Raw genomic sequence first — 24,345 nt, 5'->3', positions numbered from 1 at the left:
CGGCTGCCGGGTCGAACGACCAGGTGGTGAGGAAGACGAGGAAGGGAGGCGTGGTGCTGCTCCGGGGGAGTCGGGTTTCACATGTGCGGGAGGTACCATTATCCCGCTATGGGAGACATCATCGGTGGAATCGTCTGGTCGCTGGCCCCGACCGTGCTCGTCGGCCTGCTGTTCTGGGTGATCATGCGCGCCATCGTGCGTGCCGACCGCACCGAGCGCAAGGTGTACTCGCGCATGGAGAACGAGGAGCGCGCCCGTCGCGGCCTCGCGCCGAAGAGCTGAGCCGCGCTGTCTCGCTCCCAGGGCTCCGCGCCCACTACGGTAGGCACTGAGGGCGGATCCCGGTCCTCGACGCCGGAGGGGGCTGAATGGACGCGGGTTTGCTGACCACGACGATCGTCGTCCTCGCGCTGCTCCTCGACTTCGTCATCCGCGTCATCGCCATCATCGTCGTCCCGCGCAACCGCAAGCCCACCTCGGCGACCGCGTGGCTGCTCGCCATCTTCCTCATCCCGTACATCGGCGTGCTGTTCTTCCTGCTGATCGGCAGCTACAAGCTCCCGAAGAAGCGCCGGGAGAAGCAGGAGGAGATCAACAGCTTCATCCTCGACAGCACAGAGGGCATGGAGCGGGTGCGCAAGGACCACCCGTGGCCCGCGTGGCTGGAGTCGGTGGTCGAGCTCAACCGCAACCTCGGCGCGATGCCGCTCGTCGGCGGCAACCGCGCCAGCCTCAACGGGCACTACGACGAGTCGCTGGCCGCGATGACCGCCGCGATCGCCAGCGCGAAGCGCTACGTGCACGTCGAGTTCTACATCCTCACGCTCGACAAGACGACCGCCCCGTTCTTCGAGGCGATGGAGGCCGCGGTCGCGCGCGGCGTCGTCGTGCGCGTGCTGCTCGACCACATCGCATCGGTGCGCACGCCCGACTACAAGGCGACGATCAAGCGCCTGACCGCGATGGGCGCGAAGTGGCACCTGATGCTGCCGGTGCAGCCGTTCAAGGGCAAGTACCAGCGCCCGGACCTCCGCAACCACCGCAAGCTGCTCATCGTGGACGGCCGGGTGGCGTTCATGGGCTCGCAGAACGTCATCGACCGCAGCTACAACAAGAAGTCGAACATCAAGCGCGGCCTCAAGTGGAAGGAGCTCATCGTCCGGCTGGAGGGCCCGATCGTCGCCGGTCTGAACGCGATCTTCATCACCGACTGGTACAGCGAGACCGACGAGCTGCTCCGCCGCGAGACGGAGCCGATCACCGACGAGGACGCCCGCAACGCGAGCGACCCCGAGGAGCTCGACGCCCAGGTGGTGCCGTCCGGGCCCGGGTTCGCTGGCGAGAACAACCTCCGGCTCTTCCTCGCACTGCTGTACTACGCGCAGGAGCGCATCGTCATCACCTCCCCTACTTCGTGCCGGACGAGGCCATGCTCACCGCGATCACGACCGCCACCCAGCGGGGCATCGCCGTCGACCTGTTCGTCTCCGAGATCGGCGACCAGGCGCTGGTGTACCACGCGCAGCGCTCGTACTACGAGGCGCTGCTGCGGGCCGGCGTGCGGATCTGGATGTACAAGGCGCCCTACATCCTCCACGCCAAGCACTTCACGATCGACGACGACGTCGCCGTCATCGGGTCGAGCAACATGGACATGCGCTCGTTCCTGCTCAACATGGAGGTCTCGCTGATGGTCCGCGGACGCTCCTTCGTGGAGCAGATGCGCGAGGTGGAGGACGGCTACCGCCGCGACAGCCGCGAGCTGACCCTGGACGAGTGGATGAAGCAGCCGCTTCGCTCGACCGTGCTCGACAACCTCGCCCGCCTCACGTCCGCCCTGCAGTAGTCGACGCGACGGTCGACTCGGTCGGGTGCTCCTGCCCGACCACCTCCGCGAGCAGTCTCGTCTCGCACCACCGCTGAGCTGTGGCCGCGAGCCGAGCGTCGCTCGTGACCAGCGGTAGGCCGAGCTCATGCGCTAGCGCGACGTACATCGCGTCGTACGCCGACAGGTCGTGACGCCACTTCCACGCGTGGTGCCGCAGCGGCCCGTGCTCGAACCGCATGATCGGCACCTGCGAGAACTCCGTCAGCAATCGCTCCACCTGTTCGGTTCGGTCGGGATGCTGCCGGGCGAGCCGTCGCGCCGCGCTCATGAACTCCGGATCGATCAGATGCGGGGCCGCGAGCACGCAGTCGGCCAGTTCGCCGTTCGTCCGAGGGCCGGCGGACCCCGTCGAGCCGAGGAGGTCGACCATCGCGCTGCAGTCGATCACCGCCGCGATCATCGCTCGCTCCGGCTCTCACGGACGATCTCCACGATCTCCTCGCTCGTGATACCGAGACCGGTGAACGGCGCGTGGGCCTCTGCGGCGGCCTCCGCTCTCGCCGCATCCGCCGCGACGACCTGCGCCCATCGCTCCTCGATCCGCAGCCGCTCCGCGATGCGTGTCAGCTCCCTGCGGAGGTACTCCGAATAGGAAAGGCCTTTCGCGCTCGCGGCGTTCTTCAGGCGGGCGTCGACCGCCGGGTCGAGATCTCGTACTTGCACTGTGACTCCCATAGATTCGAGCGTACATGGATCGCGCATGCAAAACCAGATGAAGTGCATGCATGAATCAATTGTGAGGGCGTGGGAGTCCTCGAAGGTGGACGATGCGGGAATCTGTGGAGAAGTCGTCGGGGAGCGGACGTTGTGGAGGAGGTTGAGGCCTCAGCCGCGCGGCTTCAGTCGCACCGTCGGCAGGACCGGCGCCGGGAGCGCGCCACCGTCGTACCCGCGCACCGTCCCGAACCGCCCGTCCGGGTCCTCCCCGTCGATCACATCCCGCTGCCACTCGGCCCGCGCCGCGACGACGTCCTCGTGGCTGCGGCCGATGAAGTTCCACCACATGACGATCTCCTCGCCCAGCGGCTCGCCGCCGAGCAGCAGGAGGCGCGCCGGCCCCGCGGCCTCCACCTCCACCGAGTCCCGCCCCGGGCACAGGTACGCGAGATGCGCGAGCGGCACGGCCGTTCCCGCGACCGTCACGTCCCCCGCGTCGACCAGCACGCCGTGCTCGAAGGACGGATCGAGCGGAACCGTCACGCGCGTCCCGGCGGGCACGACGAGCTCGGCTCCGACCAGCGGCGAGAACACCGTCGCCGCCGTCCCGCTCCCGGCCAGCGCGCCCACGAACGTCCGCACCGTCGCGTCCCCGAGCCGCGCAGGCGACGGGACGTGGTGCTCGAAGAAGGGGCGACCTCCCGCGACGCGCTCGGCAGCGCCACCCAGAGCTGGACGCCGTGCAGCCGCTGCGTGCCGGGTGTGGAGACCTCCGAATGGCTGATCCCGCGCCCCGCCGTCATCAGGTTGAGCTCGCCCGGCCGCACCAGGGCGTGGCTGCCGACGCTGTCGCGGTGGTCGATCTCGCCCTCGAACAGCCAGCTCACCGTCTGCAGCCCGGTGTGCGGATGCGGCGGGACCTGCATCCCGCCGGTCAGCGAGACGTCGTCGGGGCCGTAGTGGTCGACGAAGCACCAGCCGCCGATCAGGGAGCGCCTGCGCTGGGGGAGGGTGCGCCGCACGGTCATCGCGCGCGGGCCGCCGAGCGGGACCTCGCGCGGCTCCAGGATCTCCACGCCCGCGTCCGCGACGACCACGTCGTCGCCCGCGAGGACCTCCACCGGGTCGCGTTCGAGGTTGCTCATAGTGGCATCGTAGGCGTCAGGCGCGCCCATAGAATGAGCGCGTGAATCGTGCAGCGCGCTCCCGGACCTCCGTCGCCGCCTCCACCGCCCTCGTCGCGGCGGCCCTGCTGCTCGCGGGATGTACGAGCACGCAGGTGAAACCCGCGAAGGACTACGCGGGCGAGCCGCAGGGCGTCCAGCCCCCGGCCAGCAGCGCAGGCGGAGCATCCTGGGCCACCTGGCTGGAGAACGGCAAGCAGTTCGGGATCGTGCTCAACGGCAGCTCCACCTGCCCGCCGACCGTGCAGTCGGTCAAGGTGGTGGCGTCCAACCAGCTGGAGGCCATGCTCGCGCCCGCGTCCGGCGGCGTCTGCACGCACGACATCGTCCCGCACACCACCGTGTTCGACACGCCCAGCGGTGTGACGACCAGCTCGGACGTCACCGTCAAGCTCCCCGACACCACTCTCACGATCGCCGCCATCCGCGGCTGACACGGCGTCACGCCTCCAGCGAACATGCCTCCGCGGCACGGGATGCCGCGGTTACTCTCGATGTATCGGCGCCGACCCTGCAACGGCGTCGCCAAGGAGTAGACATGTTCGAGAGATTCACCGACCGCGCTCGCCGCGTCGTCGTCTTGGCCCAGGAAGAGGCCAAGATGCTCAACCACAACTACATCGGGACGGAGCACATCCTGCTCGGCCTGATCCACGAGGGTGAGGGTGTCGCCGCCAAGGCGCTGGAATCGCTCGGTATCTCGCTGGACGCCGTCCGCGAGCAGGTCCAGGACATCATCGGGCAAGGTCAGCAGCAGCCGACCGGCCACATCCCGTTCACCCCGCGCGCCAAGAAGGTCCTGGAGCTGAGCCTCCGCGAGGCCCTCCAGCTCGGCCACAACTACATCGGCACCGAGCACATCCTGCTCGGCCTCATCCGTGAGGGCGAGGGCGTCGCTGCCCAGGTGCTCGTGAAGCTGGGCGCCGACCTCAACCGCGTGCGCCAGCAGGTCATCCAGCTCCTCTCCGGCTATCAGGGCAAGGAGCAGGTGCAGGTCGGCGGCAACGATCAGGCGACCGCGCAGGCAGGCAGCCAGATCCTCGACCAGTTCGGCCGCAACCTCACGCAGGCCGCGCGCGACAACAAGCTCGACCCGGTGATCGGGCGCGAGAAAGAGATCGAGCGCGTCATGCAGATCCTGTCGCGCCGCTCCAAGAACAACCCCGTGCTGATCGGCGAGCCCGGCGTCGGCAAGACCGCCGTCGTGGAGGGCCTCGCCCAGGCGATCGTGCGCGGCGACGTGCCCGAGACGCTGAAGGACAAGCAGCTCTACACGCTCGACCTCGGCTCCCTGATCGCCGGCTCCCGTTACCGCGGCGACTTCGAGGAGCGCCTGAAGAAGGTCACCAAGGAGATCCGCACGCGCGGTGACATCATCACGTTCATCGACGAGATCCACACGCTCGTCGGCGCGGGTGCCGCGGAGGGCGCGATCGACGCCGCCAGCATCCTCAAGCCGCTGCTGGCCCGCGGCGAGCTGCAGACCATCGGCGCGACCACGCTGGACGAATATCGCAAGCACTTCGAGAAGGACGCCGCGCTGGAGCGCAGGTTCCAGCCCATCCAGGTGGCCGAGCCGTCGCTGCCCCACGCGATCAACATCCTCAAGGGCCTGCGCGACCGCTACGAGGCGCACCACAAGGTGTCCATCACCGACGGCGCGATCGTCGCCGCGGCGAACCTCGCCGACCGCTACATCCAGGACCGCTTCCTCCCGGACAAGGCCATCGACCTGATCGACGAGGCCGGCGCCCGCCTGCGTCTGTCGATCCTGTCGGCGCCGCCGGAGCTGCGTGAGTTCGACGACAAGATCGCCGCCGTGCGCTCCCAGAAGGAGGCCGCGATCGAGGACCAGGACTTCGAGAAGGCCGCGTCCCTGCGCGACGAGGAGAAGAACCTCCTCGGCGAGCGGCTGCGGCTGGAGAAGCAGTGGCGCTCGGGCGACGTGAAGACGACGGCCGAGGTCGACGAGGGCCTGATCGCGGAGGTGCTGGCGCAGGCCACGGGCATCCCGGTGTTCAAGCTCACCGAGGAGGAGTCGGCCCGCCTGGTCTACATGGAGAAGGCGCTGCACCAGCGCGTCATCGGCCAGGAGGAGGCCATCTCGGCCCTCTCGAAGACCATCCGCCGCACGCGCGCCGGGCTCAAGGACCCGAAGCGTCCCTCCGGCTCGTTCATCTTCGCCGGCCCGACCGGTGTCGGTAAGACGGAGCTGGCCAAGGCGCTCGCCGAGTTCCTGTTCGACGACGAGTCGGCGATGATCTCCCTCGACATGTCGGAGTACGGCGAGAAGCACACGGTCTCCCGGCTGTTCGGCGCCCCTCCCGGGTTCGTCGGCTTCGAGGAGGGCGGCCAGCTCACCGAGAAGGTCCGCCGCAAGCCGTTCAGCGTCGTGCTGTTCGACGAGATCGAGAAGGCGCACCCGGACATCTTCAACTCGCTGCTCCAGATCCTGGAGGAGGGACGTCTGACCGATGGCCAGGGCCGCGTGGTCGACTTCAAGAACACCGTGATCATCATGACCACGAACCTCGGCACGAAGGACATCTCCGGCGGCCCCGTCGGCTTCCAGATCGAGGGCGACCCGACCACCGGCTACGACCGGATGCGCGGCAAGGTCTACGAGGAGCTCAAGAAGAACTTCAAGCCGGAGTTCCTCAACCGCGTGGACGAGATCATCGTGTTCCCGCAGCTCAACAAGGCGGAGCTGCTGCAGATCGTGGACCTGTTCATCAAGCGCCTCTCCGACCGGCTGCTCGACCGCGACATGACGATCGAGCTCGCGGTCCCCGCCAAGGAGCGCCTGATCGAGGTCGGCTTCGACCCGACGCTGGGAGCCCGGCCGCTGCGCCGCGCGGTCCAGCACGAGATCGAGGACCGGCTGAGTGAGAAGATCCTCCACGGCGAGCTGAACGCGGGCGACCACGTGCACGTCGACTTCAAGGACGGCGACTTCGTGTTCACCACGACCACCCGCCAGGAGTCGGTCGGCGCCGGCGTCAACGCCACCGCCGCCATCGGCACCGGCCCGGCCACCCCGGACCTCGCCGCGAACGCGAACGACTGACACCACCGCGTCCCAGGGCCGGCCTCCGCACTCGCGGGGCCGGCCCTTTCGCAATCAATCCCGGAGTTGTGTACGCCCCTGGCCGGCGTGTCGCGTGCAGAACTCCGGAAGCGATGGGTCGGTAGGGTGGGAAGCGTGAGTTCTGAGGGCGCGTATGTGGTTCGGAGGGCGCGCACCAGCGACGTGCCCGGCATCCGGGAGCTCGTGGAGCCGCTCGTGCAGCGACGCATCCTGCTCGGCAAGGAGGCGGTGACCTTCTACGAGTCGGTACAGGAGTTCCGCGTCGCAGAGACTCCGGAGGGGAGCTGATCGGCTGCGGCGCGCTGCACGTGATGTGGAGCGACCTCGCCGAGGTGCGCACGCTCGCCGTCGCCGATCCGTGGCTCGGTCGCGGCGTCGGCCGCGCGCTGCTCGGCCGGCTGGAGGACGACGCGGCGGAGCTCGGGCTGAGCCGGCTGTTCTGCCTCACCTTCGAGGTCGGCTTCTTCGAGCGCAACGGCTTCGTGGACATGGGCTCGGAGACCGTCGACCCCTCGCTCTACGCCGAGCTCGTCCGCTCGCACGACGAGGGTGTCGCGGAGTTCCTCGACCTCGCCCGCGTGAAGCCCAACACCCTGGGAAACACGCGCATGTTGAAGCGTCTCTGAGCGCGCCTGCCCCGGCGTGTCGCGGGTCGGCGCTACTCTGCGGGCATGTCGACGTTCAAGCACCCAGTCGGCCCGAAGCCGAGCGGCGTGTATTGGCGCCGTCGGCTCATCGTCCTCCTCGGCCTGGTCGCGGTCGTGGTGGTCATCGTCCTGATCGTGGTCCGGCCCGGCTCGTCGATCGGCGAGCCCGCCAAGGGTCCCGTGACGACGAACACGCCGGCCCCGACCGCCGCCGCCACGAGCATCCCGACCTCCAGTGCGAGTGCGAGCGGCCAGCCGTGCAAGCCGGCGGACGTCAAGGTGGAGGCCGTGACCGACGCCGCGAGCTACTCCGCGGGCCAGCTCCCGCAGCTCTCCGTCGCCCTCACCAACACGGGCGCGAACGCGTGCGTCCTCGACGCCGGGACCGCGCAGCAGGTGTTCACGATCACCAGCGGCTCGGAGGTCTACTGGAAGTCGACGGACTGCCAGAGCTCGAAGGTCGACGCCCAGGTGCTGCTGCAGCCCGGCAAGACGATCTCGTCGCAGACCCCGATCACCTGGGACCGCACGCGGTCCGATCCGACGACGTGCCAGGCGCAGCGTGCGCAGGTGCCCGCGGGTGGCGCGTCGTACCACCTGCAGGTGTCGGTCGCGGGGATCACGTCGGCGACGACGAAGCAGTTCGCGCTGAACTGAGTGCGTGGTTGTCCTCCACGGTTCGGGCTCCTCGGTGACTCCTCCACGAGTTCCGCGATCCTGCCGCGGATGACGGTGGCCGACCGTAGTGTGGAGCGCGACTGAGGAGGTTCCGTGGCAAAGGCCGCTGTGACGTATCGCTGCACCGAGTGCGGCTGGACGACCGTGAAGTGGGTCGGCCGCTGCGGCGAATGCCAGGAGTGGGGCACGGTCGCGGAGGCCTCGGCGCCCACGGGCGTACTGCGCGCGCTGAAGCCGGTCGTCGTCGGCGCGGACCGGGCGGCGCGCGCGATCACGTCGGTCGGCACGGAGCCGGCGGAGCGCCGGCCGAGCGGCATCGGCGAGTTCGACCGGGTGCTCGGCGGCGGCATCGTGCCGGGGGCGGCCATCCTGCTGAGCGGTGAGCCCGGCGTCGGCAAGTCGACGCTGCTGCTGGAGGTGGCCTCCCGCGCCGCGAGCGAGGGCCGGCCGGTGCTCTACGTGAGCGCGGAGGAGTCGGTGAGCCAGGTGCGGATGCGCGCCGAGCGCACGGGAGCCATGCACGACCAGTTGTTCCTCGCGTCCGAGACCGACCTGGCGACGATCATCGGCCAGATCGACGCCGTGCGTCCGTCCCTCGTGATCGTGGACTCGGTGCAGACCGTGTCGAGCGGGTCAACCGAGGGGATCGCGGGAGGCCCGAGCCAGGTGCGCGAGGTCGCCAGCACGCTCATCCGCGTGGCCAAGGAGCGTGACCTCCCCATCCTGATCGTCGGGCACGTCACCAAGGACGGCTCGATCGCCGGGCCGCGGCTGCTGGAGCACCTGGTGGATGTCGTGTGCCAGTTCGAGGGGGACCGCCAGACGGCGCTGAGGTTCGTGCGCGCGCTGAAGAACCGGTTCGGGCCGACGGACGAGGTCGGCTGCTTCGAGATGGCCGGCGACGGCATCGCGGAGGTGCCCGACCCGAGCGGACTGTTCCTCAGCCGCACGGCGACGCCGGTGTCCGGCACCTGCGTCACCGTGGCGATGGAGGGCCGGCGGCCGCTGCCGGTGGAGGTGCAGGCGCTCGTCGTGGCGACCACGGCACCGAACCCGCGGCGCGTGACGAACGGGGTGGACTCCTCGCGCGTCGCGATGCTGCTGGCGGTCCTGGAGCGGCGGGCCGGCATCCGGCTGGGTGACAAGGACGTGTACGTGTCCACCGTCGGAGGAGTGCGGCTGGCCGAGCCGGGAGCGGACCTGGCCATCGCGCTGGCCGTGGCGTCGGCGGCGACGGACCGGGCCATCCCGCACACGCTGGTCGCCTTCGGCGAGATCAGCCTGGCGGGGGAGATCCGCCCGGTGACCAGCGGCAAGCAGCGCGCGACCGAGGCGACGCGGCTGGGCTTCTCGACGCGCATCGACGAGCGCGCCGCCACCGTCCGCGAAGCGCTGCGGGTCGCGTTCACCGCTGCCGCCACCCCGCGCGAGCGGGAGCTCGACGCCGCCTTCTGACCCCCGGCCTCACCACCCGCCGCCTCGCTCGCCCCGACCCGCAGCTAACGGAGGAGTTCAGCCCCGACACGCGGTGCGGCTCCTCCGTTGACTGCTCCCACGCGGCGTGTCGAGCCGAATCTCCTCCCGTAGCCACGCGAGGGTTCTCGCCGCGGGGCGCGCGGGCCACAATGGGCCGCATGGCCAACCTGACGTTCACCCTCCGTTCGGGCCGACGTGTCGGCGTCACCACGCTGGGCGACCCGCTCGCCGCTCGTGTCATCGTGTTCTGCCATCCCGCCCCCGGCTCGTCGGTGTTCGACCCCGACCCGGACGCGTCGGCGAACCGCGGCGTCCACATCGTGTCGCTCGACCGGCCGGGGTATGGCTCCAGCGACCCGTGGCCGGCCGGCTCCTGGCCGAGCATCGTGGGCGCCGCCGACGACATCGCCGAGTACATCCGCGAGATGAAGCGGCTGGAGTCGCCGATCGGCGTCAACCGTCCTCCGACGATCGGCATCGCCGGCTGGTCGGCCGGCGGCCGGGTCGCGCTCGCCTTCGCCGCGCGGCATCCCGAGCTCGTCGACCGGGTCGCGGTGGTCGCGACGCCCGCTCCGAACGAGGCCGTGCCGTGGATCCCTCCCGAGCTGCAGAAGCAGTCCGACGAGCTGGGCCGCCTCTCACCCGACGAGGCGAGGAGCCGGCTCTCGGCGATGCTTCAGGGTCAGGCCGACGCCATGCGGGCCGCCGACCTGGAGAGCGGCGTCCCCCTCGACGCGCTCGGCGTCGGGCCGGTGGACGCCGGTGTGCTCGGCCTCCGCGGCCTGGAGGACCGGCTCGGCCGGATGCTGAAGGACGCCTACCGTCAGGGTCCCGGCGGCGTGGCGGACGACATCCTGAGCTACACCGCGCGGCCGTGGGGCTTCGATCCGGGCGCCGTGCAGGCGAAGACGCTCATCATCGGCGGCGACGCCGACCCGATCGCCGGCCACGCGCACGCCGCCTGGTACCGCAAGGCCATCCCGGACGCCCGGATGGAGATGGTTCCGGGCGCCGGCCACCTCGTCATCGCGCCGGCCTGGGCGCGGGTGCTGTCGTTCCTCGCGCCGCATCCCGAGCCGCTGCACGACGCCGGTTAGAGCGCTGCGCGCCGCGGGAACTTGACCGTCGCCTGCTCGATGACCGCGGGCAGGAAGGCGGAGGCCCAGACCCGGTAGCCGTGGTCGTTCGGGTGGAACCAGTCGTCGGCGAACTGGTGCAGCGCCCCGCGCCACCCCTCACGCCGCATGGCCTCGTGCAGCGGGACGACCGCGAGCCCGCGCTCGGCGGCCGCCTCACGGAGGATGCCGTTCGCGACCGCGACCTTGCGCTCGTTTCGCGGCAGGTAGAAGTACGGGAGGTCGGCCACGATCGCGTCCGCGGGCAGCGCGTCGAACACCCGGCGGATGCCCTCCCGGAACCGCGCGGCGTCGAAGTCCGCGATGTCGTTCGCGCCGATGGAGACGGTGACGAGGTCAGGTGCGTGGTCGGCGAGCCGCGGCAGCTGGTCGGCGACGGCCAGCGCGACGGTCGCTCCGGACACGGACAGGTTGACGACCTGGACGCTGCGCCCGGTCGCGGAGCGGACGTGGTCCGCGATCACGCCGACGTAGCTGTTGCGCGGCACGGACGCGCCGATCCCCTGTGCGGCGCTGTCCCCGATGGCCACGTACAGGATCTCGCCCTCCGCCTTGGCGTGGTCGCGCCACCACGCGGAGTGCACGGGCAGCGTCTGGTTGATGCGCTCCTTCCCGGCGGCGATCGACGCGCGCTGCTGCGCGACCCACATCCGCCCGGCCACCGCGCCCGCCGCGACGACCACGGCGCCGCCCAGCCAGACCACCGGCTTCAGAATCCCCATCCCGGCAGCGTACTGCGGCCCTCTTGCGCTTCCCTGAGCTTCGGACGCGCCCGGTCCTCCGCCGATTCGCGGTGACCGCGCGCATCCAGTAAACTCGTCGGCGGTACCGTGTCCGAGCGGCCGAAGGTGCAACTCTCGAAAAGTTGTGTGGGTGAAAGCCCACCGTGGGTTCAAATCCCACCGGTACCGCCACGTGCAAGCCCCCGCGATCCCCGTTTTTACAAGGGATGCGGGGGTTTTCGCTTTCCCAGAAAAGGCGATTTGCCCATGATTTGCCCGCACGTGAACTGAGTGTCGAGTCGAGTCAGGTCACTCTGGCACCGCTCGGGCCATGGGCGATGAATTTTCGCCTTGATGCAGCCCACGAGGAGCTGTTGGGGTCTCTCTCGAAAGAGGAGCGCCGCACGAAGACCGAGATCGTGAAGCTGGCGATCAACCGAGACCACCCGCTCTCGGACGGCAACAAACGATTGTCGTGGCTGGTGGTCAAGGGTTTCCTTGCCTCAACGGTCACGACCTCGTCGCCGACTCCGTCCAGGCAGGCAATGCGTTCGTTCGGGCGGTCGCCGGTATCCGGCTCGGGCTCGTCGACGTCGTCTCCTGGATCGAGAGTCACACAACGCATCTGGCCTGACCTGTGAAGCGGGTGGCCCAGGACGGGTGGTGAGAGGAAGGTTCACGGACGCGGCAGCAAGCCCTCGATCGGGCGTAGACAGGCCGTTCTCAGCGGTGATACTTTCGTGCCAATTGCGCGCCCGAGCAACGCCGCGTCACAAGCGCCAGCGCCCCCGCGCGACTCTCATGAGGAGGTTGTGAAGTTCGATGAAGAATAGATCCGCAATCCTTGCCGCCGCACTCGGTATCGCTGCCCTCGGCGCCACCGGGTTCAGCGCTCCGACTCCGCCGCCGGTCGCGCCCTCCGCGTCCGTGCAGCCGATGGCGCTGCGCGCACCCGACTCGGCGTTCACCGACGCGACGAGCGCCCAGGGTGCCGTCTCGTGCCAGCGGCCCGCACCCGACAACCGGGTGTCGACCACGCTCCACTGCTACGGACCCGACCAGCTGCGTTCGTTCTACGGTCTCGGTCCGCTCGCGTCGAGCAACGACGGCGCCGGACAGACGATCGTGCTGGTCGACGCGTACGGCACGCCGACGGGAGCGAACGACCTGTCGTTCTTCGCCAGCACCTACGGTGGCCCCACACCGAACTTCAGCGCGGTGTACCCGCTCGGCCAGCCCAACTACACGAACCCCACCGGAAACGGAGTCGGCCAGTCCGGCCCGAACTCGGCCGCGGGCTGGGCCGGTGAGGCGAGCCTCGACATCGAGTGGGCCTACGCCATGGCGCCCAAGGCGCACATCGTGCTCGTCGCCACTCCTCCCGCCGAAACCCAGGGCGTCCAGGGCCTGCCGAACCTCATGAAAGCGATTGACTGGGCCGTCGGCGCGTACCCGTCGGGCACCGTGTTCTCGATGTCCTTCGGCACCGACGAGCAGGCGTTCGGGGGAGCCGCGGCCGCGCAGTTCGCGAAGTTCGACCAGACGTTCCAGCGCGGCCTGGCAAAGGGCGACACGTTCTTCTCCTCCGCCGGCGACAATGGATCGACCGGTGTCACCCGGTCGCACCGTCAGACCACGGTCGGCTCGACCCCCGAGGTGAGCTACCCGAACGTCTCGCCGTACGTGACGTCGGTCGGCGGCACTCAGGTGATGTCGGGATGGCAGTGGGCTCCGACCCAGGACATGCCGTTCCTCGCATCGGGTGCGCGTAACCCGGCTTACTGGTCGTGGACCAGCGGTGGCAGCTCGGAGAACGTCTGGAACGAGAGCTTCGAGGGAATCGGAACGGGTGGAGGCCTCTCGACCGTCTACGCCCGCCCGTCCTACCAGAGCACCGTGTCCGGCGTGGTCGGCGCACAGCGCGGCGTGCCTGATGTGGCGTTCAACGCGGCGGTGAACGGTGGCGTGCTCACGTACGAGACCTACTTCCCGACGCTCTACGGCGGCCCGCGCTGGGGCGTGTACGGTGGCACCTCGGCTGCGTCACCGCAGTTCGCCGCCATCACCGCGATCGGCAACCAGCAGCGCGCAGCAGCGGGCAAGGGACCGATCGGATTCCTGAACCCGGTGATCTACGGTGCCTCGTTCGACAAGTCGGCCGCGTTCAACGACATCGTCCCGCACACCTACGGGACGACGCCGAGCGGCGTGCTGCAGAACAACCGCATCTGGGACCTCGGATCCGACGGATTCGTCACGCCCGACCCGGTACCGGGGTACCCGACGACCTCCGGTTACGACCTGACGACCGGTTGGGGAGCCCAAACGCTCCCGGATACGTCGGCCAACTGGTGGCGGCGCAGTAGTCCTCTCCCACACGTCCGGCGGTCGTGCCCTTCGCGGCGCGGCCGCCGGATCGTCGGTGCTGACTAACCGCGGAGGGCCGGGGTTCGCAGGCATGGCCTCGGCACCGACGGCTTGGAGCAGGTCGGCGCGGTAAACGCTGCAGTCAAATCCCACCGGTACCGCCACGTGCAAGCCCCCGCGATCCCTGTGTTGACAGGGACGCGGGGGTTTTCGCGTTCGTGGAAGACGCGCCTCACGTTCACCCCATCCCGGCCCGGCTCGAACAACGGCTGCCTCCCTCTCCAGGTGGCCGCTCAGCGGGGAGCGCCTTGCGACTAAGGCGGGACCAGGAGAGAGTTTAGGCCGGCACGGAGCGAGTGTCGTGCGGTTCCGCGCCGCCGTTCTACTTCTTTTCGGCGGAGTCGCCCTCGGCGGCGCGTGCATCCGCCGCGGCACCGGAGTCGGCGGCGCTGTCCCCGTCCTTGCCCGCCGCCTTGATGTCCGCCGCGGCAGCGTCGTCGACGGCCTTCTCGACGATCCGGTCGGCCTTTTCGAGGGCCTTGCGGATCTTGAGCTCGCCGGGGTCGGAGACCAGCGCGATGATGCCGGAGTGGCCGGGGGCGATCGCGTCCTCGAGCTCCTTCGCCAGCTCCTTCTTGTGGTGGCGCTCGCGCAGCTTGCCGATGATTCCGCCGCCCGCGCCGACCACGAGGGCGCTGCCGATGATCGAAGGCGGGAACAGGACACCCAGGACGGCGCCGCCGACCGCGCCCCAGGTGAGGCCGTCGCGGGTGCTGTGGTCGGTGGCCTTCTGCACTTCGAGCTTGCCGCCCGCGTCCCGTCTGACGACGACGACCCCGTCGATCTTGACGGTCGCGCCGTCCTCCACCGTCTTGAGTGCCTCGTACGCCTCCATTGCGATGTCGGTGTCCGAGAAATCGGCGGCGATCAGGGTGTAGGCGCCGTCGCTGATGCCCGCTGCCGTCACGCTGACGGCCTCGTCATCCGTGCCGGTCCCGTCGGCGGGAGTGGATGTTGCGTCGGTCATGTCGGTCTCCTTCGGGTGGGTGTCTGCCGTTTCGGGCGAAAGTATAGGAGGGGGCTTCGCTCTCGGCTATGCCGGATCCGGGACCTGTTGGGTGGCCGCCGGACCTGGCAGCCTCCTGGGCGACCCTCCCGGATCCGGCGCGCGAGGCGTACTGTCGCCGCGGACGGCTGGCGCTGCGCCCGCCGTCTCGATCATCAGTAGGGAAGAGAGAATGGCGGGCAGGCACAGCGCGCGGGCCGGCGCCCTCCGCCGCGTCGGCGACGTCATCGCCGAACACCCCTTCCGGGCCGGTGCCGCCGCGACCGCCGCGCTGGTGGCGGCGCTCGTCGTCACGCCACTGGTCACGGCCGACCTGGTGCCGGCGCCTGCCCACTCAGATGCTCAAGCGCCTGGTGCTTCCCCTGTTGTCGCTCTGATCGTGCCGAACGTGATCGGCCTGTCGGAGTCCCGCGCCAGGGATACGTTGCGCGAGCGCGGGTTCTCGGTGGTGTTCCGCACCGAGTCCGGGGAGCCCGCGACGGGCCGGGCGGACGACCTGGTGATCCGGCAGTCCCCGGGCGCGGGAACGCACGCCGCGAAGGGCGCGAAGGTCGCCCTGACCGTCGCACCGGCGGGATCCACCGTTTCGACGCCTCCTCAGAATGCGGCCGGCTCGACGGGCCCGGGAACCGTCTCGGCGCCGGCCGGGTCGGGCGTGACGCCGGCCACGGGCGGAGCCGGGAGCACCGGCGTTACCGGAAACCCGGGAGCAGCACGAAGCGGAGGCGGCGGCCCTGCAGGGAGCGGTGGCCCCGTGCCCGCCCCACCGGCGCCGGTACCCGCCCCGTCGGCACCGGCGGTGCCGGTCGCCCCGCCGCCGGTCGTCCACGTGCCGGCGCCGCCCTTGCCGCTTCCGACGCTTCCGACGCTCCCGACCCTCCCGGTCTCACCGCTCGGCATCGTCAGCGGCCTCCTCCGCGGAGTCGTCTAGTCGTCTTCCTGGTGCGCTGCCCGTTCGGGGATCAGCCCTGGCCCTGATCCCAGAGCCGCCAGCCCGCCTTCGTCAGGCGGTAGCAGAACGACCAGCCTTCCGTCCCGCCCTGGTCGGTGCCGTCGAGGCCGCGGTCGGTGGTGATCGAGTACCCCATGCATTCGCCGTCGTCGCCGGAGCGGCCGAGAAACCGGTACGAGAGCAGCCGTGGGCCGTCGCACCATGCGGTCGTGTTCGAGGTCGTGAGGGCGAGGGTCATGCCGCAGTCGTTATCCTTCGCCGCCTCCATATAGGCCTGCGCCGTCGCGGAGAGCGTGGCGTCGGGGCCCGGGACCGGATGGTGCGGAGCCGGGGCGGGCGAGGGAAGGCTCCACAGCGCGACCCCGCCGACGAGCGTTCCGCCGAGTCCGACGACGATCGCGAGGGCGATCAGAGGGGCCTTCCATCGCGACTGCGCCATAGTGCGAACCTAGCGGCTCGATTCCGACTCCGGTATCGGAATAGAGCGTCCGCGACGGCTGTTCGCCTCAAAGGCTGCGCCCGACCGCGCAGCCGCTCCGTGTCCGCACACCGAAAGGCATGCCTCGATGGATCTGTTCTCCTCTGTTTCGCTCGGCGACCTCCACCTTCCCAACCGCGTCGTGATGGCGCCGCTCACCCGCACGCGTTCGGGGAGGCCGGCATCCCGGGGCCGCTGGTGGCGGAACACTACGCGCAGCGGGCGAGCGTGGGCCTGATCATCACGGAGGGCACCTACCCGAGCCACGAGTCGCGTGCGTACCCGGGTCAGCCCGGCATCGTCACGGACGAGCAGATCGCCGGCTGGCGCGCCGTCGCCGACGCCGTGCACGCGGAGGGCGGCCGCATCGTCATGCAGCTCATGCACAGCGGCCGCGTCTCGCACCCGCTGATCAACGGGACGGACCGCGTCGTCGCCCCGAGCGCCGTCGCGATCGACGGGGAGACGCGCACGACGACCGGGAAGGTCGCCTTCCCTGTGCCGCACGCGCTCACCACCGAGGAGCTCGCGACGGTCCGCGACGAGTTCGTCCTCGCGGCCAGGAACGCCATCGCCGCCGGCCTCGACGGGGTGGAGGTGCACGGTGCCAACGGCTACCTGCTGCACCAGTTCCTCTCGCCGGTCTCCAACGTCCGCGACGACCAGTACGGCGGGTCCCCGGAGGCGCGGGCGCGCTTCGTGGTCGAGGTGACCTCCGCGATCGCCGAGGCCGTGGGCGCCGGGCGGGTGGGCATCCGGCTGTCGCCGATGCACAACATCCAGGACGTCTTCGAGACCGACCTCGCCGACGCCACCGCCACCTACGAGGCCGTGGTGGACGGGCTCGCGCCGCTGGGCCTCGCCTACGTGAGCGTGCTGCACGGCGACCCCACCGGCCCGCTCGTCCAGGACCTGCGCGAGCGCTTCGGCGGTCCTTTCATCGTCAACAGCGGATTCGGCTCGGTCACCTCGCGTGACGAGGCCATCGCGCTGGTGGAGGACGCGCACGCGGATGCGGTGGCCGTCGGTCGCCTCGCCATCGCGAACCCCGACCTGGTGGAGCGCTGGAAGGGCGAGCACCCGGAGAACGAGCCCAACGCGGCCACGTTCTACGGGGCGGGCGCCGAGGGCTACACGGACTACCCGCGCCTGAGCGCTTAACCTTGCCGCGCGGCCGCGCACCCTCCAGGATGTCCGTTGTGGCCGCACCGCGACACCGGCGGCCCGGGAGGGTGCACGGCGCTGATGGGCGCGGACTCGCTGGAGGCGGACGCCCGGGGGTGGGCGAGGGACCTGAGCGCGCTCCTGGCGCTTCCGGCGCTGTGGGTCGACCGCGAGCCGCGCGAGATCGCGAACGGGCTGCTGAGCGTCCTCTTCGGCGTGCTGCAGCTCGACAGCGCCTTCGCGCGGTTCGTGGACGTCGGCGGGGACGCGCTCGAAGTGTGGCGGCCCGCCGGGCCGCGTCCTCCGCGCGAGCTGGCACGGATGCTGCAGCGCGTCGCAGCGCGCGGCGAGGGGATCGTGGTCGCCGGTGCGGAGCCGGGGAGATCGCCTCGCGACGCACGGTCGCCCTGCCGGTGGCGCTGCCGTGGGAGAGCGGCGTGGTGGTCGCCTCGGCCTCCCGGCCGGGCTTCCCGACCGCCGACGAGCGACAGCTCCTGCGCGCCGCGGTCGGCCAGGCGGCGATCGCGATCCATGCGGCGCAGCGACTCGATCAGGAAGCGGCGGCGAGGCGGGCGGCCGAGGACGCCCTGCTCCACCAGCAGGAGCTCCTGCGCTCGCTCGCCGACCAGGTCGCGCCCGAGCTCGCCGCCCTCGCGCGCACGATCCGCGATGCCGGACTGCCGGACACGACCGCGGTGCGGGACGGCTCGCCCGCCCTCACGGACCGGGAGGCCGAAGTGCTCCGGCTGCTCGCGCAGGGGCTCCGCAACAAGGAGATCGCGGCCGTCCTCTGGCTGAGCGACCGGACCGTCGAGCGGCACATCACCTCCCTCTACCGCAAGATCGGGGTCGCGCGGCGCAGCGAGGCCACGGCGTTCGCGCTGCGGCACGGGGTGGTGTGAGCGGCCGGCTCAGCCGAAGGTGAAGCAGTAGGCCTCGGCGCCTCCGTCCGGGAAGACCAGCTCGACCAGCCGGGTCGCGATCGCCCCGGGCTGGCGGACGAGCTGGTAGGTGTCCTGCCGGTCGAGCACGCCGTTCCCGAGGGCGTCGATGTCGGTGCCGTGGGCGTCGCCCGGTGGCCTCCCGTCGAGCAGCACGCTGAACGGCACGGCGCCGCGGCCGGCCTGCGGTCCCATGACGAGGTTGACGTCGCGGGCGTGGAAGGTGAACGCGATGCGCCCGTCCGCCCCGCCGGACACGGCGGCCGCGCGGGTCTGGGTCCAGCGGCCAGTGAGGTCCCACTCGTTCAGGGCCAGCCGCGCGCCGCCGGGGTAGACGCTCGACAGGTCGTAGAGGCCGGCGTCCTCCGACACGAAGCCGCTGCTCTGGCCGTAGCCGAGGTAGGTCTCGGGCGAGCGGAGGGTCGGCCAGTCGGCCGCGACCTCCAAGCCGTGCGCGTCCGGCGTGACGAGGGCGCCGTCGAGGTCCGCGCCGGCGTCGCGCAGCAGCTCCTGGAGGACCATCTCGGTCATCGCGTACTCGCCCTCGCCGAAGCGGTGGTAGCGCACGCGCCCGTCCGCATCCGCGACGTACAGGGCGGGCCAGTAGTGGTTGTCGAAGTCGCCCCAGACGCCGTAGTCGCTGTCCACCGCGACCGGGTACTCGATCCCGAGCCGCCGAACCCGGTCGGTCACCGTCGGGAGGTCGTGCTCGAAGCCGAACTCGGGGGTGTGGACCCCGATCACGGTCAGGCCCGCGCTCGCGTACTTCGCGTGCCAGGCCCGCAGGTACGGCGCCGTGCGCAGCCAGTTGACGCAGGTGAACGTCCAGAAGTCGACCAGCACGACCCGGCCCCGGAGACCGGCCGGGGTCAGCGGCGGCGAGTTCAGCCAGGCTGTCGCGCGGGTGAACGGCGCGAGGGCGCCCTCGTCCGGGAGATGGTCCCGGTCGTCGTCGGGCCGGCGGTGCAGGAGCGAGCGGAACGGCCGGCGCTGACCATCCTCGTCAGACACGGCGCACCCCCTCCGGCTGCCGCCCGCCCTCGCGGGCCATCCGGTCGACGGCGACGACCGCGTCCGCGAACACCTGCGGCGCCTCCTGCGGGAGGTCATGGCCGATTCCGCCGGAGGCGACCCGGTGCTCGTACGGACCGGTGAACCGGTCCCGGTAGGCAGCGGGCTCGGGATGCGGCGCCCCGTTCGCATCGCCTTCGAGGGTGATCGTCGGCACCCCGATCGGCGGCCGTGCCGCAAGCCGCTCCTCCAGCTCCGCCAGTGCCGGATCACCGTCCGCCAGCCCCAGCCGCCACCGGTAGTTGTGGATGACGATCGCCACATGGTCGGGGTTCGCGAACGACGCCGCCGTGCGCGCGAACGTCTCGTCGGAGAACTCCCACCGTGGGGAGGCCGTCCGCCAGATCAGCTGAGCGAAGTCGTCGCGGAAGCGGTCGTAACCCAGCCGGCCGCGCTCGGTCGCGAAGTAGAACTGATACCACCAGGAGAGCTCGGCGGCGGGAGGCAGCGGCTGTGCGTTCGCCGCCTGGCTCCCGACCAGGTACCCGCTGACGGAGACCTGGCCGCGGACGCGCTCCGGCCAGAGCGCGGCGAGCACGTTCGCGGTGCGCGCGCCCCAGTCGAACCCGCCGACGATCGCGTCGGCCACCCCGAGCGCGTCGAGGAACGCGAGCGCGTCCGTCGCGAGCACGGCCTGCTCCCCGTTGCGGGTGGTCTCCGGGGAGAGGAAGCGCGTGCCGCCGTAGCCGCGCAGGTTCGGGACGAGCACGCGGTAGCCCGCGTCGGAGAGCAGTGCCGCCGACGCGTCGAAGGCGTGCAGGTCGTACGGCCAGCCGTGCAGCAGCAGCACGGCCGGTCCGTCCTGCGGACCGGACTCCGCGTACTCGACCTCCAGTTCGCCCGCCGCGATGTGCGCGAGGCCGCCGGGCGTCCCGCTCATCGCAGTGCGCGGAACGTGTCCCGCATCTCCTGGGAGAACAGCTCGGGCTGCTCCCAGGCCGCGAAGTGTCCGCCCTTCGCGAGCCGGTTGAAGTGGATGAGGTTCGGGTAGGCCCGGGTCGCCCAGCTCCGCGGGGCGGCGTAGATCTCGTCCGGGAACACGCTCACGCCGGTCGGGAGGGTGACGCCCTTCGGCGCGAAGAACGCCAGCTTGCTCTCCCAGTACAGCCGCGCCGACGACACCGCCGTGTTGGTCAGCCAGTACAGGCTCACGTTGTCGAGGATGTCGTCCCGCGTGAGGCCCTCCGTCTCGCCGGCGAAGACGCGGGCGATCAGGTCGTAGCTGCGGGCGTCGTGGTCGAGCATCCACGCGGCGAGGCCGACGGGCGAGTCCGCGAGCGCGTACAGCGTCTGCGGGCGGTTGCCCATCTCCTGCGCATAGGCCAGGCCGTGCGCGTAGAAGAACGCGAGCTGGTCCCATGCATACCGTTCCTCCTCGTCCAGGTCGGCCGGCGGGTCCTCGTGCGCGTCGAGCGCGGCCTGGATGCCGTCCGGGATCGTCGCCGGCATGTTGGTGTGGATGCCGATCAGGCCCTCCGGCTTCAGGAGCGCGAGCTGCTCGGTGACCGCGTTGCCCCAGTCGCCGCCCTGCGCGACGTACCGGTCGTAGCCCAGGCGCCGCATCAGCTCGGCCCACGCCCGGGCGATCCGGATCGGATCCCAGCCGGGCCGGTCGGGCTTCGCCGAGAAGCCGTGCCCCGGCAGCGACGGGATGACCAGGTCGAACGCGTCGTCGGCGCTCGCGCCGTACATCGTCGGGTCGGTGAGCGGCCCGACGATCTTGAGCTGCTCGATGACCGAGCCGGGCCAGCCGTGGGTGACGATCATCGGCAGGGCGCCCTCGTGACGCGACCGCACGTGGATGAAGTGGATGTCGAGCCCGTCGATCTCGGTGACGAACTGCGGCAGGCTGTTCAGCCGCGCCTCCACGCCGCGCCAGTCGTGGCCGTCCTTCCAGTACTCCATGAGGTCTCGCATCACCTGGAGTCGCACGCCCTGAGACGTGTCGTCGACGGTCTCGGGCTCCGGCAGCCGGGTCTCGCGGACGCGGCGCATCATGTCGTCGATGTCGGCCTGCGGGATGTCGATGGTGAACGGACGGACGGCGGTGTGCTCGTCGTCGTGGCCGGTCCGTGCGGGGTGTTCGCTGATGGACATGTGGTCCTCCTGTCTGGTGGGACGGCGACGGTGAACAGACGTCGCCGCCCCTGACCTTTCCGTATCGGCGGCGCCGCGGCTTCGGGGCTTCCCTCAACCTCCGCGAGGCGGAGGGGATGATTTGAGGGAAACCCCCAACCGCGGCGCCGGGGGTGTCCGCCTCAGCGGCCTTCGCCCTCCCCGGCCCCGCCGAGGAAGTCGATGAGCAGACCGTTCACGCGGTCCGCCTCGTCGTGGTGCACCCAGTGCGACGCGTTCTCCAGCCGCTCCACGGCGACGAGGTTCGGCACGTCCTCCGCGTGCGGCTCGGCCAGGCCGGAGCCGAGGAAGCGGTCCTGCTCTCCCCAGATGACGAGCGTCGGCGCGGTGACGGTGAGCACCTTCTGCTTCGACCCCAGCCGCACGGCCGCGCGGTAGTAGTCGATCATCCCGGTGGCCGCACCCTCCTGCGACCAGGCCTCCCGGTAGCGGTCCAGCTCGTCGGCCGTGTAGGCCGGCTGGGCGTCGCGGAAGAACCGGGCGAAGAAGGCCCAGTCGTCCTTGGCGGCGTGGCGCTCCGGAGTCCCCATGAGCTGGAAGTAGAAGAAGTACCAGCTGCGCTCCAGCTGGCGGGGGCTCTTCAGTCCCTCGTTCAGCTTGCGCGGGTGCGCGGCGTTCAGGATGACCAGGCGCTCGACGACCTCCGGGGAGTTCATCGCCAGCGTCCAGGCGATCGAGCCGCCCCAGTCGTGCCCGACGACCGCCGCCGTCCCGGTGCCGAGCACACGGATCAGCGCCGCGATGTCGGCCGCCGGCTTGTCGGCGGTGTAGTCGGTGAAGTCCGCCGGCTTCGACGACAGGTTGTACCCCCGGAGGTCGGGCGCGACGACGCGGTAGCCCGCCTGGACCAGCGGCGCGATCTGGTCGCGCCAGCCGTACCAGAACTCGGGGAAGCCGTGCAGCAGCACGACGAGCGGGCCGGTGCCGACCTCTACGTAGTGCAGGGTCACGCCGTCGCCGACCTCGGCGAAGCCGTCCCGGAGGTCGGCCCCGATCCCGAAGGCCGAGCGGGCGGTGGTGTTCGTTGTGGTGTTCATGATCGAATCCCCTTTCCAGAGATCTCGTTTCGATGACGGCAATGCTCGTCGCCGTCGCGGCCCGTCGCGCCAGGGAGACCCCCGGGTCCGTGCCCGGGCCGCTCCCTTGCCAGCGCCCTCCGCAGTCCCTAAGGTCGGGTGCGCCATGAGGATCGAGGACGAGCTCGGCCCGTTGCGCGGCCGGCGCGACGAGTGCGCAGAGCTGGAGCGGCTGCTGGCGGCGGCGTCGTCCGGCCGCAGCGGCGTCCTGGTGCTGCGCGGCGAGGCCGGCGTCGGCAAGACCGCGCTGCTCGGCTTCGCGGAACAGCGTGCGACCGGGTTCGCGGTCGTGCAGGCGACCGGTGTCGAATCGGAGTTCGAGCTCGCCAATGCGGTCGTCCAGCAGGTGTGCGCCCGGCTCCTCGACGGCGCCGACCGGCTCCCGGAGCCGCAGCGTCACGCCCTCCGGACGGCGCTCGGCACGCAGAGCGGCGGCCCGCCGGACCGTTTCCTGGTCGGGCTCGCCGTGCTGGGGCTGGTGGCGGAGGCCGCGGAGGGCGCGCCTCTGCTCTGCGTCGTCGACGATGCCCACTGGGCGGACAGCGACTCGGCGCAGACACTGGCGTTCGTGGCGCGGCGGCTCGCGGCGGAGCGGGTCGCGATGCTGTTCGCGGTGCGGGATGAGGGGGTCGCGACGGCAGCGAGCCGCGGGGCGGGACCACGGAGGCGTTCGCTGGCCTCCCGACGCTGCACCTGCACGGACTCGCCGACGCCGACGCGGAGGCGCTCCTCGACGCGGTGACGGCCCGGCCGCTCGACCACCGGGTGCGCAGCCGGATCGTCGCGGAGGCCCGAGGGAACCCGCTCGCCCTGCTGGAGCTGCCGCGGGAGGTGGATGCGCCCGAACCGGGCTGGGAAGCGCGCGAGGGCCGCAGCGCGCTCGCCGCGCGGATCGAACGCGGGTTCGCCCGACGCTTCGAGCTGCTCCCCGGCGACACCCGGCGGCTGGCCCTGATCGCGGCGGCCGAGCCGTCGGGAGACGCCGCGCTCGTCTGGCGCGCGGCAGCGGAGGCCGAGATCGCTGCGGACGCGATCGGGCCGGCGCAGGAGGCCGGGCTGCTGGAGCTCGGCGCACAGGTGCGCTTCCGTCACCCTCTCGCGCGGTCGGCGGTCTACCGCGACGCGACAGCGCAGGAGCGGCGAGCGGCGCACCTGGCCCTCGCGGAGGCCGTCGTCGATGAGGCCGACGCCGACGACCGGGCCTGGCACCGGGCGGAGGCGGCGGTCGGCCTGGACGAGGAGGTCGCCGCCGAGCTCGAAGCGTCAGCGGGCCGAGCGCGGGCCCGCGGCGGCTGGTCGGCGGCCTGCTCCTTCCTGACCCGCTCGATGGAGCTCACCCCCGACCCGGCCCTCCGTGCGCGGCGGGCGCTCGACGCGGCGGACGCGCGCATGCAGGCGGGAGCCGCCGACGCCGCCCGCGCCATGCTGGCGGCGGCGTCGGCGGGGCCGCTCGGCGAGCCCGACCAGGCACGGGCCCAGCTCCTCGGCGCGCGGCTCTCGTTCGCGTCGACCCGGGGAGGGAGGCCCCCGCGCTGCTGCTGAGCGCGGCGAAGCGGTATGAGACCCTGGACGCCGCTGTCGCCAGGGACACCTACCTCGACGCGTTCACGGCAGCCCT

21 protein-coding genes, 1 tRNA gene and 4 pseudogenes are annotated in these 24,345 nt (G+C 71.1%); 15 read left to right on the top strand and 11 right to left on the bottom strand.

Annotated features, from left to right (window positions below; all coding sequences use genetic code 11):
- Positions 1-108: 108 nt before the first annotated feature.
- Positions 109-282, top strand: a complete 174-nt coding sequence (locus ACQ86L_RS08995) for a hypothetical protein (RefSeq protein WP_370054798.1) — start codon at positions 109-111, stop codon at positions 280-282.
- Between the two features lie 86 nt (positions 283-368).
- Positions 369-1,846, top strand: a pseudogene (gene cls / locus ACQ86L_RS08990) (cardiolipin synthase).
- Here the strand turns inward: cls and ACQ86L_RS08985 are convergent.
- The 3 genes and pseudogenes from ACQ86L_RS08985 to ACQ86L_RS08975 form a co-directional block, all read right to left on the bottom strand.
- The gene (locus tag ACQ86L_RS08985) at positions 1,827-2,288 is read right to left on the bottom strand and encodes a type II toxin-antitoxin system VapC family toxin (protein WP_434318575.1); all 462 of its coding nucleotides are present in this window, start codon (positions 2,286-2,288) and stop codon (positions 1,827-1,829) included. The pseudogene cls and the gene ACQ86L_RS08985 sit on opposite strands and share 20 nt — an antisense overlap.
- Complete coding sequence (locus ACQ86L_RS08980) at positions 2,285-2,611, bottom strand: FitA-like ribbon-helix-helix domain-containing protein (protein ID WP_434318574.1); 327 nt, start codon at positions 2,609-2,611, stop codon at positions 2,285-2,287. Before ACQ86L_RS08980 ends, ACQ86L_RS08985 begins: the two co-directional genes overlap by 4 nt.
- A gap of 102 nt (positions 2,612-2,713) precedes the next feature.
- A pseudogene (locus ACQ86L_RS08975) lies at positions 2,714-3,690 on the bottom strand (pirin family protein).
- Positions 3,691-3,731: 41 nt separating this feature from the next.
- Between ACQ86L_RS08975 and ACQ86L_RS08970 the strand changes: the two are divergent.
- From ACQ86L_RS08970 to ACQ86L_RS08945, 6 genes and pseudogenes are all read left to right on the top strand, one after another.
- A complete protein-coding gene (locus ACQ86L_RS08970; RefSeq protein ID WP_434318573.1) occupies positions 3,732-4,163 on the top strand; it encodes a hypothetical protein in 432 nt (143 codons plus the stop codon).
- Between the two features lie 104 nt (positions 4,164-4,267).
- The gene (locus ACQ86L_RS08965) at positions 4,268-6,796 is read left to right on the top strand and encodes an ATP-dependent Clp protease ATP-binding subunit (protein ID WP_434318572.1); all 2,529 of its coding nucleotides are present in this window, start codon (positions 4,268-4,270) and stop codon (positions 6,794-6,796) included.
- A gap of 135 nt (positions 6,797-6,931) precedes the next feature.
- Positions 6,932-7,443: pseudogene (locus ACQ86L_RS08960) on the top strand (amino-acid N-acetyltransferase).
- A gap of 45 nt (positions 7,444-7,488) precedes the next feature.
- Positions 7,489-8,121 carry a hypothetical protein gene (locus ACQ86L_RS08955; protein ID WP_434318571.1) on the top strand — a complete coding sequence of 211 codons (633 nt, stop codon included), beginning with the start codon at positions 7,489-7,491 and terminating at the stop codon, positions 8,119-8,121.
- A gap of 114 nt (positions 8,122-8,235) precedes the next feature.
- On the top strand, positions 8,236-9,597 hold the full coding sequence (radA, locus tag ACQ86L_RS08950; protein WP_434318570.1) for a DNA repair protein RadA: 1,362 nt from the start codon (positions 8,236-8,238) through the stop codon (positions 9,595-9,597).
- A 179-nt stretch (positions 9,598-9,776) separates the two neighbouring features.
- On the top strand, positions 9,777-10,715 hold the full coding sequence (locus tag ACQ86L_RS08945) for an alpha/beta hydrolase (RefSeq protein WP_434318569.1): 939 nt from the start codon (positions 9,777-9,779) through the stop codon (positions 10,713-10,715).
- Here ACQ86L_RS08945 and ACQ86L_RS08940 read toward each other — a convergent pair.
- Complete coding sequence (locus ACQ86L_RS08940) at positions 10,712-11,476, bottom strand: SGNH/GDSL hydrolase family protein (protein ID WP_434318568.1); 765 nt, start codon at positions 11,474-11,476, stop codon at positions 10,712-10,714. The genes ACQ86L_RS08945 and ACQ86L_RS08940 overlap by 4 nt on opposite strands.
- 102 nt (positions 11,477-11,578) lie before the next feature.
- On the opposite strand from ACQ86L_RS08940, the gene ACQ86L_RS08935 reads away from it, so the two are divergent.
- A tRNA-Ser gene (locus ACQ86L_RS08935) sits at positions 11,579-11,668 on the top strand.
- 112 nt (positions 11,669-11,780) lie between these two features.
- Here the strand turns inward: ACQ86L_RS08935 and ACQ86L_RS08930 are convergent.
- Positions 11,781-12,092, bottom strand: coding sequence for a hypothetical protein (locus tag ACQ86L_RS08930; protein WP_434318567.1), 312 nt, complete (start codon positions 12,090-12,092; stop codon positions 11,781-11,783).
- 206 nt (positions 12,093-12,298) lie between these two features.
- Here ACQ86L_RS08930 and ACQ86L_RS08925 point away from each other — a divergent pair, with 206 nt between their 5' ends.
- The gene (locus ACQ86L_RS08925; protein ID WP_434318566.1) at positions 12,299-13,909 is read left to right on the top strand and encodes a S53 family peptidase; all 1,611 of its coding nucleotides are present in this window, start codon (positions 12,299-12,301) and stop codon (positions 13,907-13,909) included.
- Positions 13,910-14,225: 316 nt separating this feature from the next.
- On the opposite strand, the gene ACQ86L_RS08920 is transcribed toward ACQ86L_RS08925, so the two are convergent.
- Positions 14,226-14,870: a DUF1269 domain-containing protein gene (locus ACQ86L_RS08920; RefSeq protein WP_434318565.1), complete on the bottom strand. Its 645-nt coding sequence runs from the start codon at positions 14,868-14,870 to the stop codon at positions 14,226-14,228.
- A 211-nt stretch (positions 14,871-15,081) separates the two neighbouring features.
- Between ACQ86L_RS08920 and ACQ86L_RS08915 the strand changes: the two genes are divergently transcribed.
- On the top strand, positions 15,082-15,840 hold the full coding sequence (locus ACQ86L_RS08915; RefSeq protein WP_434318564.1) for a PASTA domain-containing protein: 759 nt from the start codon (positions 15,082-15,084) through the stop codon (positions 15,838-15,840).
- Between the two features lie 31 nt (positions 15,841-15,871).
- Here ACQ86L_RS08915 and ACQ86L_RS08910 read toward each other — a convergent pair whose 3' ends face one another.
- Positions 15,872-16,300 carry a hypothetical protein gene (locus ACQ86L_RS08910; RefSeq protein ID WP_434318563.1) on the bottom strand — a complete coding sequence of 143 codons (429 nt, stop codon included), beginning with the start codon at positions 16,298-16,300 and terminating at the stop codon, positions 15,872-15,874.
- A 127-nt stretch (positions 16,301-16,427) separates the two neighbouring features.
- Between ACQ86L_RS08910 and ACQ86L_RS08905 the strand changes: the two are divergent.
- Both ACQ86L_RS08905 and ACQ86L_RS08900 read left to right on the top strand, forming a co-directional pair.
- Positions 16,428-17,500, top strand: a pseudogene (locus tag ACQ86L_RS08905) (alkene reductase).
- Positions 17,501-17,916: 416 nt separating this feature from the next.
- Positions 17,917-18,405, top strand: a complete 489-nt coding sequence (locus ACQ86L_RS08900; protein ID WP_434318562.1) for a response regulator transcription factor — start codon at positions 17,917-17,919, stop codon at positions 18,403-18,405.
- A 9-nt stretch (positions 18,406-18,414) separates the two neighbouring features.
- Here the strand turns inward: ACQ86L_RS08900 and ACQ86L_RS08895 are convergent, their stop codons facing one another.
- From ACQ86L_RS08895 to ACQ86L_RS08880, 4 genes are all read right to left on the bottom strand, one after another.
- Complete coding sequence (locus tag ACQ86L_RS08895; protein WP_434318561.1) at positions 18,415-19,455, bottom strand: redoxin domain-containing protein; 1,041 nt, start codon at positions 19,453-19,455, stop codon at positions 18,415-18,417.
- Complete coding sequence (locus ACQ86L_RS08890) at positions 19,448-20,395, bottom strand: alpha/beta fold hydrolase (RefSeq protein ID WP_434318560.1); 948 nt, start codon at positions 20,393-20,395, stop codon at positions 19,448-19,450. The genes ACQ86L_RS08895 and ACQ86L_RS08890 overlap by 8 nt, the downstream gene beginning before the upstream one ends.
- The gene (locus ACQ86L_RS08885) at positions 20,392-21,612 is read right to left on the bottom strand and encodes an epoxide hydrolase family protein (protein ID WP_434318559.1); all 1,221 of its coding nucleotides are present in this window, start codon (positions 21,610-21,612) and stop codon (positions 20,392-20,394) included. Before ACQ86L_RS08885 ends, ACQ86L_RS08890 begins: the two co-directional genes overlap by 4 nt.
- Positions 21,613-21,773: 161 nt before the next feature.
- On the bottom strand, positions 21,774-22,688 hold the full coding sequence (locus ACQ86L_RS08880) for an alpha/beta fold hydrolase (protein ID WP_434318558.1): 915 nt from the start codon (positions 22,686-22,688) through the stop codon (positions 21,774-21,776).
- 145 nt (positions 22,689-22,833) lie between these two features.
- Here ACQ86L_RS08880 and ACQ86L_RS08875 point away from each other — a divergent pair, with 145 nt between their 5' ends.
- The gene (locus tag ACQ86L_RS08875) at positions 22,834-23,469 is read left to right on the top strand and encodes an ATP-binding protein (protein ID WP_434318557.1); all 636 of its coding nucleotides are present in this window, start codon (positions 22,834-22,836) and stop codon (positions 23,467-23,469) included.
- Positions 23,466-24,269 carry a hypothetical protein gene (locus ACQ86L_RS08870; RefSeq protein WP_434318556.1) on the top strand — a complete coding sequence of 268 codons (804 nt, stop codon included), beginning with the start codon at positions 23,466-23,468 and terminating at the stop codon, positions 24,267-24,269. Before ACQ86L_RS08875 ends, ACQ86L_RS08870 begins: the two co-directional genes overlap by 4 nt.
- The last annotated feature ends 76 nt before the right edge of the window (positions 24,270-24,345 follow it).

The sequence above is a fragment of the Leifsonia sp. P73 genome (assembly GCF_051059105.1).
Taxonomy (GTDB): Bacteria; Actinomycetota; Actinomycetes; order Actinomycetales; family Microbacteriaceae; genus Leifsonia.
Note: the sequence above shows the minus strand (reverse complement) of the source record. Positions and strands in the feature narration are given on the sequence as shown.

Excerpts from the sequence above, each read along its gene's own strand:
- ACQ86L_RS08995 (WP_370054798.1), top strand. The coding sequence starts at position 109 with ATGGGAGACATCATCGGTGGAATCGTCTGGTCGCTGGCCCCGACCGTG.
- ACQ86L_RS08985 (WP_434318575.1), bottom strand. The coding sequence starts at position 2,288 with ATGATCGCGGCGGTGATCGACTGCAGCGCGATGGTCGACCTCCTCGGC.
- ACQ86L_RS08980 (WP_434318574.1), bottom strand. The coding sequence starts at position 2,611 with ATGCACTTCATCTGGTTTTGCATGCGCGATCCATGTACGCTCGAATCT.
- ACQ86L_RS08965 (WP_434318572.1), top strand. The coding sequence starts at position 4,268 with ATGTTCGAGAGATTCACCGACCGCGCTCGCCGCGTCGTCGTCTTGGCC.
- ACQ86L_RS08955 (WP_434318571.1), top strand. The coding sequence starts at position 7,489 with ATGTCGACGTTCAAGCACCCAGTCGGCCCGAAGCCGAGCGGCGTGTAT.
- ACQ86L_RS08945 (WP_434318569.1), top strand. The coding sequence starts at position 9,777 with ATGGCCAACCTGACGTTCACCCTCCGTTCGGGCCGACGTGTCGGCGTC.
- ACQ86L_RS08940 (WP_434318568.1), bottom strand. The coding sequence starts at position 11,476 with ATGGGGATTCTGAAGCCGGTGGTCTGGCTGGGCGGCGCCGTGGTCGTC.
- ACQ86L_RS08925 (WP_434318566.1), top strand. The coding sequence starts at position 12,299 with ATGAAGAATAGATCCGCAATCCTTGCCGCCGCACTCGGTATCGCTGCC.
- ACQ86L_RS08920 (WP_434318565.1), bottom strand. The coding sequence starts at position 14,870 with ATGACCGACGCAACATCCACTCCCGCCGACGGGACCGGCACGGATGAC.
- ACQ86L_RS08915 (WP_434318564.1), top strand. The coding sequence starts at position 15,082 with ATGGCGGGCAGGCACAGCGCGCGGGCCGGCGCCCTCCGCCGCGTCGGC.
- ACQ86L_RS08910 (WP_434318563.1), bottom strand. The coding sequence starts at position 16,300 with ATGGCGCAGTCGCGATGGAAGGCCCCTCTGATCGCCCTCGCGATCGTC.
- ACQ86L_RS08890 (WP_434318560.1), bottom strand. The coding sequence starts at position 20,395 with ATGAGCGGGACGCCCGGCGGCCTCGCGCACATCGCGGCGGGCGAACTG.
- ACQ86L_RS08885 (WP_434318559.1), bottom strand. The coding sequence starts at position 21,612 with ATGTCCATCAGCGAACACCCCGCACGGACCGGCCACGACGACGAGCAC.
- ACQ86L_RS08880 (WP_434318558.1), bottom strand. The coding sequence starts at position 22,688 with ATGAACACCACAACGAACACCACCGCCCGCTCGGCCTTCGGGATCGGG.
- ACQ86L_RS08875 (WP_434318557.1), top strand. The coding sequence starts at position 22,834 with ATGAGGATCGAGGACGAGCTCGGCCCGTTGCGCGGCCGGCGCGACGAG.